Consider the following 15,184-nt stretch of genomic DNA (forward strand, 5'->3'; position numbering starts at 1 on the left):
GCGGCCCCGCGGCCGAGCGGCGGGAGCCCGCGCCGGCGGCCCCGCGGCCGAGCGGCGGGAGCCCGTGCCGCAGACGGGGCGGCCGGGCGGCAGCCACGACGCGCCCGCACCCGCCGTCCGACGGAAGGGGACGTGCCGGGGGGGGGGGGGGGGGTCCGCCCGCAGCGGTTGGCGCGTCAACGGGCGGTTGGTCGGTATTCGCCCCCATCGCGCCGTTCCGAGGACGGAGACCCCCCGGCGCGGCCCCGACCCACACCCGGCGGCGGGCGCAAGCACCCGCACCCCCGCCCACCTCGGCCGATAGAAAGCGCGAACCATCACGTAGCCCTGCGCAACCACCCGCACACCCCCCGGAATCAGTTCAACCTCTTGACGGGAGGCAACCCGAACGGCTCAGCTTAGAGTTCACTAGTTGGACATAGACGGGGTCTCATCGAAGCGGCCCCGTGCGCAGGAGGTCGTCGTGGAGACTCCGGGGTCGCAGTCGTCACTGCACCGAGCCAACCTGGAGCGGGTCGTACGAGCCGTGCGCCTGGCGGGCTCCCTCACCCAGGCCGAGATCGCGCGGACGACAGGCCTGTCCGCGGCGACGGTCTCCAACATCGTCCGCGAGCTGAAGGACAGCGGAACCGTCGAGGTCACCCCCACCTCGGCAGGCGGCCGCAGGGCCCGCAGCGTGTCGCTGAGCGGCGACGCCGGCATCGTCATAGGCGTCGACTTCGGCCACACCCACCTCCGCGTCGCCATCGGCAACCTCGCCCATCAGGTCCTGGCGGAGGAGTCCGAGCCCCTGGACGTGGACGCCTCGTCCACCCAGGGCTTCGACCGCGCGGAACAACTGGTCACCCGCCTCGTCGAGGCGACCGGCGTCGACCGCTCCAAGATCGCCGGCGTCGGCCTCGGCGTCCCCGGTCCCATCGACGTGGAGTCCGGCACCCTCGGCTCGACCGCCATTCTCCCCGGTTGGACCGGCACCAAGCCCGCCGAGGAACTCCGCGGCCGCCTCGGCGTCCCCGTGCACGTCGACAACGACGCCAACCTCGGCGCCCTCGGCGAGATGGTCTGGGGCAGCGGCCGGGGCGTCCGCGACCTGGCCTACATCAAGGTCGCCAGCGGCGTCGGCGCCGGCCTGGTGATCAGCGGAAAGATCTACCGGGGCCCCGGCGGCACCGCCGGAGAAATCGGACATATTACACTCGACGAATCCGGCCCGGTCTGCCGTTGCGGCAACCGCGGCTGCCTGGAGACCTTCGCGGCCGCGCGCTACGTGCTCCCGCTCCTCCAGTCCAGCCACGGCACCGACCTGACCATGGAAGGCGTCGTACGGCTCGCCCGGGACGGAGACCCGGGCTGCCGTCGGGTGATCGCCGACGTCGGCCGCCACATCGGCAGTGGAGTGGCCAATCTCTGCAACCTTCTGAACCCGAGCCGGGTGGTCCTCGGCGGTGATCTCGCCGAGGCCGGTGAGCTGGTGCTCGGGCCGATCCGGGAGTCCGTCGGCCGCTACGCCATCCCGAGCGCGGCGCGCCAGTTGTCCGTTCTCCCCGGGGCACTCGGCGGCCGTGCGGAGGTGCTCGGAGCGCTCGCCCTCGCGCTCAGCGAGATGGGTGATTCAACACTTTTGGACGGGACTGCCGTCGGGGCGCTGCAGGCGGCGACCCCTGCCTTCACTTAGAGAACGGATGGCACCGTTGCCATCTCGTTAAGGATTTACTTCTTGACGTCGCACGTGTGGCCGAGTTGACTTCCAGCCACCTCGGCCGCAATGTCGCGGCCTCGTCAGGGAGGTTTCTGAAGTGAACACGCGTATGCGTCGAGTCGCCGTTGCCATTGCCGCCGGCGCGATGGCCGTTTCGCTTGCTGCCTGTGGCAGCGCCAAGGAGTCCGGCGACAAGGCCGACTCCACCGGGTCCGCCAAGAAGGGCGACGACATCAAGGTCGGCCTGCTCCTTCCGGAGAACGCGACCGCGCGCTACGAGAAGTTCGACCGGCCGCTCATCGAGAAGAAGGTCAAGGAACTCACGAGCGGCAAGGGCGAGGTCGTCTACGCCAACGCCAACCAGGACGCGGCCAAGCAGAACCAGCAGGTGGACACCATGGTGTCCAACAAGGTCGACGTGCTGATCGTGGACGCGGTGGACTCCAAGGCCATCGCCGGCTCGGTGAAGAAGGCGAAGGACGCGGGCATCCCCGTCGTCGCCTACGACCGCCTGGCCGAGGGCCCGATCGACGCCTACACCTCGTTCGACAACGTCACCGTCGGTAAGACCCAGGGCGAGGCCCTGCTGAAGGCGCTGGGCGACAAGGCCAAGGACGGCCAGATCGTCATGATGAACGGGTCTGCCACCGACCCGAACGCCGCCCAGTTCAAGCAGGGCGCGCACTCCGTGCTCGACGGCAAGGTCAAGATCGGCCGCGAGTACGACACCAAGGAGTGGAAGCCGGAGAACGCCAACTCCAACATGGAGGGCGCCATCTCCGCCCTCGGCAAGGACAAGATCGTCGGCGTCTACTCCGCCAACGACGGCATGGCGGGCGGCATCATCACCGCCCTGAAGGCGGCCGGCATCGCCGACATCCCCGTCACCGGCCAGGACGCCGAACTCGCGGGTGTGCAGCGCATCGTCACCGGTGAGCAGTACATGAGCGTCTACAAGCCCTACCCGCAGGAGGCGGACGTCGCGGCTGAGATGGCCGTCGCCCTCGCCCAGGGCAAGTCGCTCGACTCGATCGCCAAGGACAAGGTCGACAGCCCGACCACCAAGGCCGTCCCCTCCGTCCTGGTCCCGGTCGTCTCGCTGACCAAGGACAACATCAAGGACACCGTCATCAAGGACGGCATCTACACGGTGAACGAGATCTGCGCGGGCAAGTACAAGGCCGCCTGCGACAAGATCGGTCTCAAGTAAGCAGCCGTCAGGTCCGCCGACGACCACGGGAGTCCGCCCCGGACTCCCGTGGCTCCGCGCGGACCGGCTGTCCCGAGTTCCTCCGGCGCCCCGCCACACCAGCCCCGCAAGCTCCGCGGGGCGCCGGAGTGACCACTCCTCCCACACTTCTGCACAACCTCCCGCCGGGTCAGGCGGCGAAGGAGATGGTTCACGTGTCCGCTACGCCCGTGCTGGCGTTGCGCGGGGTCTCCAAGCGGTTCGGTGCCGTTCAGGCGCTCACCGACGTCGAGCTTGAGGTCCACGCCGGTGAGGTGGTCGCCCTGGTGGGCGACAACGGCGCCGGAAAGTCCACGCTGGTCAAGACGATCGCCGGCGTGCACCCCATCGATGAGGGCGTCATCGAATGGGACGGCAGGTCCGTCCAGATCAACAAGCCGCACGACGCCCAGAACCTGGGCATCGCGACCGTCTACCAGGACCTCGCGCTGTGCGACAACATCGACGTCGTCGGCAACCTCTACCTGGGCCGGGAGATCCGCAAGCGCGGCGTCCTGGACGAGGTGGAGATGGAGCGCCGCTCCCGCGAGCTCCTCGACACGCTGTCGATCCGCATCCCCAGCGTGCGCATTCCGATCGCCTCGCTCTCCGGCGGCCAGCGCCAGACCGTGGCCATCGCCCGGTCCATGCTCGGCGAGCCGAAGCTGGTCATCCTCGACGAGCCCACCGCCGCCCTCGGCGTCGAGCAGACCGCCCAGGTCCTCGACCTGGTCGAGCGGCTGCGCGAGCGCGGCCACGCGGTGATCCTCATCAGCCACAACATGGCCGACGTCAAGGCCGTCGCGGACAAGGTCGCCGTGCTGCGCCTCGGGCGCAACAACGGCGTCTTCGAGGTCAAGTCGACCTCGCAGGAAGAGATCATCTCCGCCATCACCGGCGCCACCGACAACGCCGTGACCCGCCGTGCGGCGCGCACGAACGGGGAGGTTTCCAAGTGAGCATCGACAAGACCTCCGCGGCTCCGGGATCCGAAGAGCACGTCGTGGAGAACCCCGAGGCGGCCAAGGCCGCCGTCACGGTCGTCGACCCGCGGCTGCTGGTGCGCGAGCAGGGCCTCGCGGGCTACGTCACCGAGTTCAAGCGGAAGATGAAGTCCGGTGACCTGGGTTCCATCCCGGTCGTCATCGGCCTGGCGATCATCTGGCTCATCTTCACGAGCCTGAACTCCAACTTCCTCACCGCGGGCAACCTGTCCGACATGTCCGTCGCCATGGTCGGCACGGGCATGATCGCCGTCGGCATCGTGTTCGTGCTGCTGCTCGGCGAGATCGACCTGTCGGTCGGCTCGGTGTCCGGTGTGGCCGGCGCCAGCTTCGCGGTGCTGAACGTCACCAACGGCATGAACGAGTGGCTCGCCTTCGTGCTGGCCATCCTCACCGGCACGGTCGCCGGCGTGCTGCACGGCTTCTTCTTCGCGAAGATCGGCGTCCCCGCGTTCGCCGTCACCCTGGCCGGTCTGCTGTTCTGGAACGGCTTCATGCTCCAGATCCTGGGCGACAACGGCACCATCAACCTCGACCCGGACGGGGTCGTGGCCCAGCTGACCAGCTACTACTTCTCCGACGTCGCCGCCGCGTACGGGCTGGCGGCCGTGGTGACCGCCGGGTACTTCCTCAGCTCCTTCCTCGGCAACCGGCGCCGGGAGGCCGCGGGCGTGCCGTCGCGGCCGCTGAGCGAGACCGTGCTGCGCACGGTGCTGCTGGCGATCGTGGCCTTCGCCGTCGCGATCGTCTTCAACCAGTACAAGGGCCTGCCGCTGGCCGTGGTGATCTTCATCGTGGTGCTGCTGGTGACGGACTTCGTGCTGCGGCGCACCGCGTACGGCCGCAAGGTGTTCGCGCTCGGCGGCAGCGTCGAGGCCTCGCGCCGGGCCGGCATCAACGTGGAGAGGGTCCGGATCTCGGTGTTCGCGATCTCCGGCACCTTCGCCGCGGTGGGCGGTCTGTTCATCGCCTCGAAGATCGCGGCGGCCAACCAGGGCGCCGGCGGTGGTGACCTGCTGATGAACGCGATCGCCGCGGCGGTGATCGGTGGCACGTCCCTCTTCGGCGGCCGCGGCCGCACGTGGAACGCGCTGCTCGGTGTGCTGGTGATCGTCTCGATCCAGTACGGGCTCGCCCTGGAGGGCATCGCCTCCCCGGTGCAGTACATGATCACCGGTGGTGTGCTCCTCGCCACGGTCGTCATCGACGCGGTGACGCGCAAGACCCAGAAGACCGCGGGTCGCGCGTAGCGCCGAAGACCCTCGCTGTGCCCGGCATCGACAGGTGCCGGGCACAGTCGTGTCGTAGGTGGGGCACAAGTTGGGTACAGCCGAATGCGTGACGTATGACGCACGGCCTCGGCACGGGCCGCAGGGGCGGAACATTAGACTCGACACGCCCGGCAACAGCTCGATCAGCTCTACTGCAAGGAGGCACGGGTGCCGCTGCTGACCCGTATCAGGGGACCGCGCGATCTGGACCGGCTCAGCCTGGAGGAGCTGAACCAGCTGGCGGAGGAGATCCGGACCTTCCTTGTCGAAGCGGTCTCCAAGACCGGCGGTCACCTCGGCCCCAACCTCGGCGTGGTGGAGCTCACCATCGCCCTGCACCGGGTCTTCGAATCGCCCAAGGACAAGGTGCTCTGGGACACCGGCCACCAGTCCTACGTCCACAAGCTGCTCACCGGCCGCCAGGACTTCTCCAAGCTGAAGATGAAGGGCGGCCTGTCCGGCTACCCCTCGCAGGCCGAGTCCGAGCACGACGTCATCGAGAACTCGCACGCCTCGACCGTCCTCGGCTGGGCCGACGGCATCGCCAAGGCCAACCAGCTCATGAAGCGCGACGACCACGTGGTGGCCGTCATCGGTGACGGCGCCCTGACCGGCGGCATGGCCTGGGAGGCGCTGAACAACATCGCCGACGCCAAGGACCGCCCGCTCGTCATCGTCGTCAACGACAACGAGCGCTCCTACGCGCCCACCATCGGCGGCCTCGCCAACCACCTGGCGACCCTGCGCACCACCGACGGCTACGAGCGGTTCCTGGCCCGCACCAAGGAGGTCCTGGAGCGCACCCCGGTCGTCGGCCGGCCGCTCTACGACACCCTGCACGGCGCGAAGAAGGGCCTGAAGGACTTCATCGCCCCGCAGGGCATGTTCGAGGACCTCGGCCTGAAGTACGTCGGCCCGATCGACGGCCACGACATCGAGGCGCTGGAGTCCGCGCTCGCCCGGGCCAAGCGGTTCGGCGGGCCCGTCATCGTGCACTGCCTCACCGAGAAGGGCCGCGGCTACCAGCCCGCCCTCCAGGACGAGGCCGACCGCTTCCACGCCGTCGGCAAGATCCACCCCGACACGGGCCTGCCGATCGCCACCTCCGGCGCCGACTGGACCTCCGTCTTCGGCGACGAGATGGTCAAGCTCGGCGAGGAGCGCGAGGACATCGTCGCCATCACGGCCGCCATGCTCCAGCCGGTGGGCCTGGACCGGTTCGCCAAGCGCTTCCCCGAGCGGGTCTACGACGTCGGCATCGCCGAGCAGCACGGCGCCGTCTCCGCGGCCGGCCTGGCGACGGGCGGTGTGCACCCGGTGTTCGCGGTGTACGCCACCTTCCTCAACCGGGCGTTCGACCAGGTGCTGATGGACGTGGCCCTGCACAAGTGCGGTGTCACCTTCGTCCTGGACCGGGCCGGGATCACCGGCACCGACGGCGCCTCGCACAACGGCATGTGGGACATGTCGATCCTCCAGGTCGTGCCGGGGCTGCGGCTGGCCGCGCCGCGCGACGCCGACCAGGTCCGCGCCCAGCTGCGCGAGGCCGTCGCCGTCGACGACGCGCCGACCGTGGTCCGCTTCTCCAAGGGCGCCGTCGGTCCCGCCGTACCCGCCGTGGGCCACGTCGGCGGCATGGACGTGCTGCGCGAGCCCGGCACCGACCGGCCGGACGTCCTGCTGGTCTCGGTCGGCGCCCTCGCGCCGATGTGCCTGGAGATCGCCGCCCTGCTCGACAAGCAGGGCATCTCCACCACGGTCGTCGACCCGCGCTGGGTGAAGCCCGTCGACGAGGCCATGGCGCCGCTCGCCGAGCGGCACCGCGTCGTCGTCACCGTCGAGGACAACAGCCGGGTCGGCGGTGTCGGATCGGCGATCGCGCAGGCGCTGCGCGACGCGGGCGTCGACGTGCCGCTGCGCGACTTCGGCATCCCGCCGCGCTTCCTCGACCACGCCTCGCGCGCCGAGGTCCTCGCCGAGATCGGCCTCACCGCGCCGGACATCGCCCGCCAGGTGACCGGGCTGGTCGCCAAGCTGGACGGGCGGTACGAGCGCAGCACCGCGGACGCCGTCGACGCCGTGGAGCCCGCGCGCGACTGACGCCCACCCAGGCACCGCCGAATGGGCCGGTTTCACCACCATGAGGGTGGTGAAACCGGCCCATTGGCGTGAATCCTTCCCCGCCGGGGCATACGAACGGTGCCCCCTCTCGATCATGTCGAGGACGACAAGCGTGGGAGGTACCCCGTGAGCAGCACCCTCTTCCGGACGAAGAAGGTCGAGCAGTCCATCCTCGATACCGAGGAGCCAGAGCACGCGCTCAAGAAGTCCTTGTCCGCGCTGGATCTGACCGTCTTCGGCGTCGGTGTGATCATCGGCACCGGCATCTTCGTCCTCACCGGCACGGTCGCCAAGAACAACGCCGGACCCGCGGTGGCCCTGGCGTTCGTGGCGGCCGGCGTCGCCTGTGCGCTGGCCGCGCTCTGCTACGCCGAGTTCGCCTCCACGGTCCCGGTCGCCGGGTCCGCCTACACGTTCTCCTACGCCTCCCTCGGCGAACTGCCCGCCTGGATCATCGGCTGGGACCTGGTCCTGGAGTTCGCGCTCGGGACGGCGGTGGTGGCCGTCGGCTGGTCCGGGTACATCCAGTCGCTCATGGACAACGCGGGCTGGGAGATGCCGGCGGCCCTGGGCAGCAGAGAGGGCTCGGACGTCTTCGGCTTCGACATCCTCGCCGCCGCGCTCGTCCTCGTCCTCACCGTCATCCTCGTGCTCGGCATGAAGCTGTCCGCGCGCATCACCTCGCTCGTCGTCGCCATCAAGGTGACGGTCGTCCTCGTCGTGATCATCGCGGGCGCGTTCCTCATCAAGGGCGAGAACTACGACCCGTTCATCCCGAAGGAGAAGCCGGTGGAGGCCGGGTCCAGTCTGGACTCGCCACTGATCCAGCTCATGTTCGGCTGGGCGCCGTCCAACTTCGGCGTCATGGGCATCTTCACCGCCGCCTCGGTCGTGTTCTTCGCCTTCATCGGCTTCGACGTGGTGGCGACGGCCGCGGAGGAGACCAGGAACCCGCAGCGTGACATGCCGCGCGGCATCCTCGGCTCGCTGCTGATCTGCACCACGCTGTACGTCCTCGTGTCGATCGTCGTCACGGGCATGCAGCACTACAGCCGACTGTCCGTGGACGCACCGCTCGCCGACGCGTTCAAGGCGACCGGGCACCCGTGGTACGCGGGCTTCATCAGCTTCGGGGCCGCGGTCGGCCTGACGACGGTGTGCATGATCCTGCTGCTCGGCCAGACCCGTGTCTTCTTCGCGATGAGCCGCGACGGGCTGCTGCCGCGGTTCTTCTCCCGCGTCCACCCGCGCTTCAAGACTCCGCACCGGCCGACCATCCTGCTCGGCGTGGTCATCGCGATCCTCGCCGGTTTCACGCCGCTGACGGAGCTGGCGGCCCTGGTGAACATCGGCACGCTGTTCGCGTTCGTGGTGGTCGCGATCGGCGTGATCATCCTCCGCAGGACCCGCCCCGACCTGCCCCGGGCCTTCCGCACGCCGTGGGTGCCGGTGATCCCGATCCTGTCGGTGTGCGCCTCGCTGTGGCTGATGATCAACCTGCCCGCCGAGACGTGGGTCCGGTTCGGCATCTGGATGGCCGCCGGATTCGTCCTCTACTTCCTCTACGGCCGCACCCACAGCCGCCTCGCCCAGGGAGAGGAAACGAAGCCCGAGCAAACGCTCTAGCCTCTGATGGCCTTACCGGGTTGCGCAACGCCCCGGCCCTGGTGCCGACACCGGGCCCCTACGGACGCACCGTACGGGGCCCGGCCACCTCCGCCCCCAGCTCCGTGACCCGCCTGCGCAGCTCCCGGTCCGCCGTCACCACCAGCACCGGCCGCGCCCCGGCCTCCGCGACCACCGCCACGATGTGATCGTCGCCACTGCCCGGTGCCGACGAGACCCGCACCCCGGGCACGGACTCCACCCCCCGCGCCGCCCCCTCCACCACGAGCACGACCTCCACCGGCCCGTCCACCCCCGGTACCCCGTCCGCCGCCAGCCGGTCCCGCAACCGCTCCGCGGCCCCGTGCCGGTCCCGCCACCACCCGTCGGGCACCGACCCGACGACGTTCGCGGCGTCGACGACGACAAGGAGAGGCTGGGTGTCGTTCATGTGGCCAGGGTCGCACGCGGGATGACGCCCCGGCAGGGGCGGGCCGCGCGCCGAGCGGTCCGGCCCGCATAAAGTGAACTGGTGAACGGCGACTGGCTCCTCCGCGGCCGCGACGGCCGCCTCAGCGTCTATCTGCCCTCCGACGACGCCGTCCTGTGCCGTGCGGAGCGCGGCCCCGCGGGCCCCTGGGAGGACACCCCCCGCAGGGTCGGCGGCGACCAGAAGCTGCACCCGGGCCCGGCGGTCGGCCAGGGCGCCGACAGGTACGCCCACCTGGCCGCCTGGCGGCCCACCGTGCCGGGGGAGTCGGGGCTCGTGCACTCCACGCACTTCCGGCCCGGGCTCGCGCCCCTGGACTGGATCCCGATCGGGCACCCGGACAAGAAGGGCGACCGGACCGGGCCGCCGGCCGTAGCGGTCGACGGCGCGGGGCGCGGCTATGTCTTCGTCCGGAACGCGGCCGGCGGGGTGAGCCTGCGCAACCAGAAGGTCAAGGGCGGCTGGGGCGGCTGGCTGGACCTGGAAGGGCACGACGTCGAGGGGGAACTGGCCGCCGTGACGGGGGAGTCGGGGTACGTGGAGCTGTACGCCTGCGTGCCCGGCGGGATCCTGCACTGGCGGCAGGAGGGGGACGGGAAGAAGCCCGTGCAGGCCGAGGGCGTCGACGTCCCCGTCCGTCCGGGGACCCTGCGCGCGCTCGCCACGTCCGCCGAGCACACCACCGTCTTCTTCACGGACACGTCCGGTGACCTGTGCGCCTGGCGGCCGGGCGAGAAACCGGTGACCCTCCTCGCGTCCGCCGGACCGGGCCCGGTCTCCGCCGTGCGCTGCGACATCGAGGGGCACGACTGCACCGTGCTCGCCCAGCGGTCGGCGAGCGGGCGGGTCGCCTTCGCCGCCTATCCGACCGAGCAGGAGTCGGCCGGCGCCTGGTGGACCGAGTCCGGCCCCCAGCTGCCCGCCGACGCCATGGTGTCCCTGGCGCTCGACGAGCACGACGAGGTCGTCGCCGCCTCCCTCTCCCCGTCGGCCGGCACGCTGTTGCTCACCCGCCGCAAGGACGAGCCGGGGCTTGCGCTGGAGGCCTGGCGGGAGGTCTGACACCCCGTTGTTCCTGAGGCTCCCGTCGCTCCAGACACACGAAATGTGTCAAGGGTTGTACGGATGTGTGCGTGACAAGACGCACCTCGGGTGAACGTGGTCAAAAAGTGAAGGTCTTGTTAACCTCCTCGGACTGTTCGAATTTGCTCGGGGGGCCGGTTGCTGTGCGCCTGGCCGGGGCCGTGGCAACCGGGGTTGGGAATGATGTCGTGAGCAGATCCTCCACGGTGGATCTTGTCGTGGTCGGACTCGGTTACGTGGGGCTGCCGCTGGCCAGGTCCGCGGCCGCCGCCGGCCTGAAGGTGGTCGGTCTCGACCGCAGCCGACGGGTCGTCGACGGGCTGAACGCCGGCCGGTCGCATGTGGACGACATCAGCGACGCCGATGTCCGCGCGATGCGGGAGCGGGGCTTCGAGGCCACCGACCGGCCGGAGGTCATCGCCGAGGCCGCCGCGGTGGTCGTGTGCGTCCCGACGCCGCTCACCGAGCACGGCGCCCCCGACCTCGGCGCGGTGCACGCCGCCGTCGACGACATCGCCGCCCACCTGAGGGCCGGCACGCTCGTCGTGCTGGAGTCCACGACGTACCCCGGCACGACCGACGAGGTCGTCCGCCCGCGCCTGGAGGCCGGCGGGCTGCGCGTCGGCGCCGACTTCCACCTCGCCTTCTCCCCGGAGCGCATCGACCCGGGCAACGCCTCCTTCGGCCTGGAGAACACCCCCAAGGTCGTCGGCGGCATCACGGCCGACTGCACCAAGGCCGCCCGCGCCCTCTACGAGCGTTTCGTGAACCGCGTCGTCGAGGCCAAGGGCACCCGCGAGGCCGAGATGGCCAAGCTCCTGGAGAACACCTACCGGCACGTCAACATCGCGCTCGTCAACGAGATGTCGATGTTCTGCCGCGAGATCGGCGTCGACCTCTGGGACGCCATCCGGTGCGCCTCCACCAAGCCGTTCGGGTTCGCGCCCTTCTACCCCGGCCCCGGCGTCGGCGGGCACTGCATCCCGATCGACCCCAACTACCTGTCGTACAAGGTGCGTTCGCTGGGCATCCCGTTCCGGTTCGTGGAGCTGGCGCAGGAGATCAACCAGCGGATGCCCGTGCACGTGGTGAACCGCGCGGCCGACCTGCTCAACGACCAGGGCAAGGCCGTGCGCGGATCCCGCGTGCTGCTCCTCGGTGTCACGTACAAGCCCGACATCTCGGACCAGCGGGAGAGCCCCGCGCTGGCCGTCGCCGAGAACCTCCTCGCGCGCGGCGCCGAACTGGTCTACTTCGACCCGCGGGTCGAGGACTGGCAGGTCGGCGGCGCGCCCGTCGAACGGGCCGGGGACTACCTCGCCGCCGCCGAGGCCGCCGACCTCACCATCCTGCTCCAGCCGCACCGCGAGATCGACGTGGAGGAGCTCGCCGACCGGGCCCGGGCGCTGTTCGACACCCGGGGCAAGTCCGCCGACCACCCGCGGGTGGTCAAGCTGTGACTTCCGAAGACACGTACATACCCGGGGCCGTCGATTCCGGCGGCCGTCGCGCGCACCGCAAGCGGCGGCACCTGAAGGTCTCGTACTTCGTCTTCCTGGGCCTGGCCGCGCTGATCGCCACCCGGCTCGACGCCGGCTCGCTGCACCTGTACTCGATGGGTGCCATGGGCCTGCTGTCCCTGAAGATGTTCGGCGCCCTCTTCTACCGTCCGGCCAAGGCCGGGCGGGAGGAGCTGGAGTACCTGGAGAACGCCTGGGTCACCGCGGTCATCCCGATCTACAACGAGGACCCGGTGATGTTCGAGCAGGGCATGCGCAGCCTCCTCGCGCAGAGCCGCCTGCCCAACGAGATCCACATCATCGACGACGCCAGCGCCGACGACTCCGGCATCCGCGCGGCCAAGAAGCTGCGCCGCGAGTTCGAGGCCAAGGGCGTCAAGTACACCGTCAGCGTGCAGCCCGAGAACAAGGGCAAGCGCGAGGCGCTGGCGCTGGGCTTCGAGGCCGCGCCGTACTCCGACATCTTCCTGTGCGTCGACTCGGACACCGTGCTGTCCCGGGACACCGTGCGCGAGCTGCTGCTGCCGCTGGCCGACGAGAAGATCATGGCCTCCACCGGCATGGTGCTGGCGCTCAACCACGACAGCAACATCTTCACGCGCCTGCAGGACCTGCGCTACGGCAACTCGTTCCTCTTCGAGCGGGCCGCCTACTCGCGGCTGAAGTCGGTGCTGTGCTGCTGCGGCGCCCTGTCCGCCTACCGCGGCACGCTGGTGCGCAAGTACCTGCCCGACTTCCTCAACCAGCAGTTCCTGGGCAAGCCGGCCGTCTTCGGCGACGACCGCCGCATGACCAACTACTGTCTGATGGAGGGCCAGGTCGTCTTCCAGGAGACGGCCGTCGGCTACACCGCCGTCCCCGAGAAGCTGCCGCACTTCCTGCGCCAGCAGGTCCGCTGGAACAAGTCCTTCTTCCGCGAGTCCCTGTGGGCGTTCCGGCACCAGAAGAAGTACCGCCCGGCCTTCTGGCTGACCTGCATGGAACTCGCGCTGTGGCTGGTCTTCGGCTCGGCGATGTTCTACTCGATGGTCATCCTGCCCATCATCAAGCCGCAGCAGTTCCTGAACCACATCGGGGACTACCTGATCTTCATGGTGCTCATGGGGTACCTGCGCAACGTCCGCTACCTGGACTTCCCGCGCCGCGGCATGGGCTTCGTCAAGCGTTTCGGCATGTTCCTGCTCGCGCCGATCTACGGCGTGATCCAGCTGACCCTGCTCACCCCGCTGCGCTTCTACGCCCTGTTCACCCTGCACAAGGGCTCCTGGGGCACCCGCCAGGGCGGAGTCGAGGTGTCCGTGGCCGGCGACCACGAGCACGACGTGACGGAGATCTTCGAGGAAGAGGACCCGTACTCCGACAAGAAGGTCACCGAGACGCTCCAGCTGATGCGCCTGGAGGGCGTGGCGCTGCGCACCCGGCCCCGCCCGGCGGGCGGCATCCCGGCCCAGCCCCAGCCGCTGCCCGGTTACGACGAGCAGCACGCGCACGTACCCCAGCAGCCCGTGACCTGGGGGACGCCCGCACCGGCCGGGCAGCAGCAGTGGCAGGGCGGGTACGAGGGCTATCCCGACCCGTACCAGCAGCAGTATCCGCAGCAGGGCGCCTACCCGTACCAGGAAAACCCCAACTGGCAGCAGGGGAACGGTCAGGGCGGCTGGTAGAGCCGTGGAAGAGCGAAGAGAGGGGCGGCCCCGTGGCCGCCCCTCTCTCGTGCGTGTTCGTGTGGCCGGGCCTCAGGTGTAGGAGGCCATCGCCTCCTCGACCGTCAGCACCGGGATGTCCCGGTCGTCGATCGCCTTCATCAGCGTCTCCAGGCCCGCCTTGCCGATCTCGGTGCTCGTCGCGGGGGCGCCGTCGACGACCTTGTGCAGGCAGAGGATCAGCCAGTCGCCGCTGTTCACGCAGCGGTCGAGCCGGCCGCCCGCGCCCGTCAGCTTCGACAGTGCCGTGCCGCCGATGCCCGTGCCGTCGTTGATGCCGGTCAGCGCCTTGAGGCGGTAGGGCATCGCCGGGGCGAAGGACTCGATGGTCTCGGAGATGATCGAGCGGGCCGTGGTGAAGTGCCGGCTCGCGATCTGGTCGACCGGGACGCCGTCGGTCGTCTTCTGGAACGCCCCGTGCGGATAGGCGAAGTGCTCGCTGGTGAAGCCGTTGGACACCAGCCACTCGCGCAGCTTGCGGAAGTCGTCGTCGGCCTGCTCGGCGGTGAGCTTGGGGTAGCTGGCCGTGTGGACGGCGTTCGCGTACGAGTGGCCCGCCATCTCCCAGCCGGAGAAGTCCTGCATGGACCGCATCTGGCCCACGGTCAGGAAGCTGCCGGTGCCGATGGCGTCGGCGATGTTGTAGACCGTGCCGGGGAAGCCGAAGCGGTCCATGACCGGCCGGGCCAGGTCGTGGATGGACTTGTGGGAGTCGTCGAAGGTGATGGAGACGACGCCCTTGGGGAAGACCGAGACGGTGTCCGGGATCAGCTCCACGGCCTGGAGGCGGTAGGTGACCGGGCCGCCCGCGTTGTCGTACACGGCGAACGACAGGTCGGTGAATCCGGTCTTCGTGGACGGCTTGCCGTCGGCGCCGATGGAGTACGTGCCGGCCGCACCGCTGACGTCCGCCCACTGGAGGTGGACGGTCACCCACTCCCCGGACTGGACGTAGTTGGCCGCCGTCTTGGAGTGCGCGTGGAAGGCCCAGGAGAAGTGGTTCGCGAGGGAGCCGCTGCCCAGGTAGAACACCATCTTGGCCAGGTTCGTCACGTCGTCGACGCGGAAGACCAGGCGGATCATCTTGCCGCTCAGGCTCATCGCGGGCAGGCCGGTCTTACGGACGTACGACTGCTTGCCGGTGCCGTTGGTGGTCACCCGGACCGACTGGGTGCCGCGGACGAAGACGGACTTGTCGTTCGCCTCGGCCGACGCGGTGCCCGCGCCCCCCGGGGTCCAGCCGTGGCCGGACTGGAACTGCTGGGACCAACTGGCCCGGCGGTACTTGGGGCGGCGGCCCGACGGGGCGTAGGCCGGCGGGGTGGTCAGTCCGCCGATGGCGGCCTCGACCGCCTCGGCTGCGGCCGGCTGCGCCGCCACGTTCCCCAGCCAGGCACCCCCGCCCGCCAGGGCGGCCCCGCCCGTTCCGCCCAGGAGCAGCGCCCTGCGCCGGCTCACCA

At 70.0% G+C, this 15,184-nt stretch carries 11 protein-coding genes; 9 read left to right on the plus strand and 2 right to left on the minus strand.

The genetic code is table 11. The annotated features are described in order from the left end of the window. The first annotated feature begins 463 nt into the window (after window positions 1-463). The 6 genes from C1703_RS30620 to C1703_RS30645 all read left to right on the plus strand — a co-directional run bounded on the left by C1703_RS30620 (window position 464) and on the right by C1703_RS30645 (window position 8,949). The gene (locus tag C1703_RS30620) at window positions 464-1,675 is read left to right on the plus strand and encodes an ROK family transcriptional regulator (RefSeq protein ID WP_114255865.1); all 1,212 of its coding nucleotides are present in this window, start codon (window positions 464-466) and stop codon (window positions 1,673-1,675) included. 133 nt (window positions 1,676-1,808) lie between these two features. Beyond that, the gene (locus tag C1703_RS30625) at window positions 1,809-2,909 is read left to right on the plus strand and encodes a sugar ABC transporter substrate-binding protein (protein WP_198678466.1); all 1,101 of its coding nucleotides are present in this window, start codon (window positions 1,809-1,811) and stop codon (window positions 2,907-2,909) included. 185 nt (window positions 2,910-3,094) lie between these two features. Further along, entirely contained in the window at window positions 3,095-3,886 is a 792-nt protein-coding gene (locus C1703_RS30630) for an ATP-binding cassette domain-containing protein (RefSeq protein WP_010033972.1), read from the plus strand. Next, window positions 3,883-5,181 carry a sugar ABC transporter permease gene (locus C1703_RS30635; RefSeq protein ID WP_114255867.1) on the plus strand — a complete coding sequence of 433 codons (1,299 nt, stop codon included), beginning with the start codon at window positions 3,883-3,885 and terminating at the stop codon, window positions 5,179-5,181. Before C1703_RS30630 ends, C1703_RS30635 begins: the two co-directional genes overlap by 4 nt. A gap of 189 nt (window positions 5,182-5,370) precedes the next feature. Next, window positions 5,371-7,302 (plus strand): 1-deoxy-D-xylulose-5-phosphate synthase, encoded by a 1,932-nt coding sequence (dxs, locus tag C1703_RS30640; RefSeq protein WP_114255868.1) that lies wholly within the window; start codon window positions 5,371-5,373, stop codon window positions 7,300-7,302. Between the two features lie 147 nt (window positions 7,303-7,449). Continuing rightward, window positions 7,450-8,949: an amino acid permease gene (locus C1703_RS30645; protein WP_114255869.1), complete on the plus strand. Its 1,500-nt coding sequence runs from the start codon at window positions 7,450-7,452 to the stop codon at window positions 8,947-8,949. Between the two features lie 58 nt (window positions 8,950-9,007). On the opposite strand, the gene C1703_RS30650 is transcribed toward C1703_RS30645, so the two are convergent. After that, window positions 9,008-9,379 (minus strand): NTP pyrophosphohydrolase, encoded by a 372-nt coding sequence (locus tag C1703_RS30650; protein ID WP_114255870.1) that lies wholly within the window; start codon window positions 9,377-9,379, stop codon window positions 9,008-9,010. 81 nt (window positions 9,380-9,460) lie between these two features. Here C1703_RS30650 and C1703_RS30655 point away from each other — a divergent pair, with 81 nt between their 5' ends. From C1703_RS30655 to C1703_RS30665, 3 genes are all read left to right on the plus strand, one after another. Then, window positions 9,461-10,480: a hypothetical protein gene (locus C1703_RS30655; RefSeq protein WP_114255871.1), complete on the plus strand. Its 1,020-nt coding sequence runs from the start codon at window positions 9,461-9,463 to the stop codon at window positions 10,478-10,480. A gap of 209 nt (window positions 10,481-10,689) precedes the next feature. Then, window positions 10,690-11,961 carry a nucleotide sugar dehydrogenase gene (locus tag C1703_RS30660; protein ID WP_114255872.1) on the plus strand — a complete coding sequence of 424 codons (1,272 nt, stop codon included), beginning with the start codon at window positions 10,690-10,692 and terminating at the stop codon, window positions 11,959-11,961. Further along, entirely contained in the window at window positions 11,958-13,685 is a 1,728-nt protein-coding gene (locus C1703_RS30665) for a glycosyltransferase (RefSeq protein WP_114255873.1), read from the plus strand. The genes C1703_RS30660 and C1703_RS30665 overlap by 4 nt, the downstream gene beginning before the upstream one ends. A gap of 72 nt (window positions 13,686-13,757) precedes the next feature. On the opposite strand, the gene C1703_RS30670 is transcribed toward C1703_RS30665, so the two are convergent. After that, window positions 13,758-15,182, minus strand: coding sequence for a polysaccharide deacetylase family protein (locus C1703_RS30670; protein WP_232840632.1), 1,425 nt, complete (start codon window positions 15,180-15,182; stop codon window positions 13,758-13,760). Window positions 15,183-15,184: the final 2 nt, after the last annotated feature.

It is taken from the genome of Streptomyces sp. Go-475, assembly GCF_003330845.1.
GTDB lineage: Bacteria > Actinomycetota > Actinomycetes > Streptomycetales > Streptomycetaceae > Streptomyces.

Bases quoted from the DNA above. Each gene is read 5' to 3' on its own strand.
- C1703_RS30625 (WP_198678466.1), top strand. From the start codon at position 1,809: ATGCGTCGAGTCGCCGTTGCCATTGCCGCCGGCGCGATGGCCGTTTCG.
- C1703_RS30630 (WP_010033972.1), top strand. From the start codon at position 3,095: ATGGTTCACGTGTCCGCTACGCCCGTGCTGGCGTTGCGCGGGGTCTCC.
- C1703_RS30650 (WP_114255870.1), bottom strand. From the start codon at position 9,379: ATGAACGACACCCAGCCTCTCCTTGTCGTCGTCGACGCCGCGAACGTC.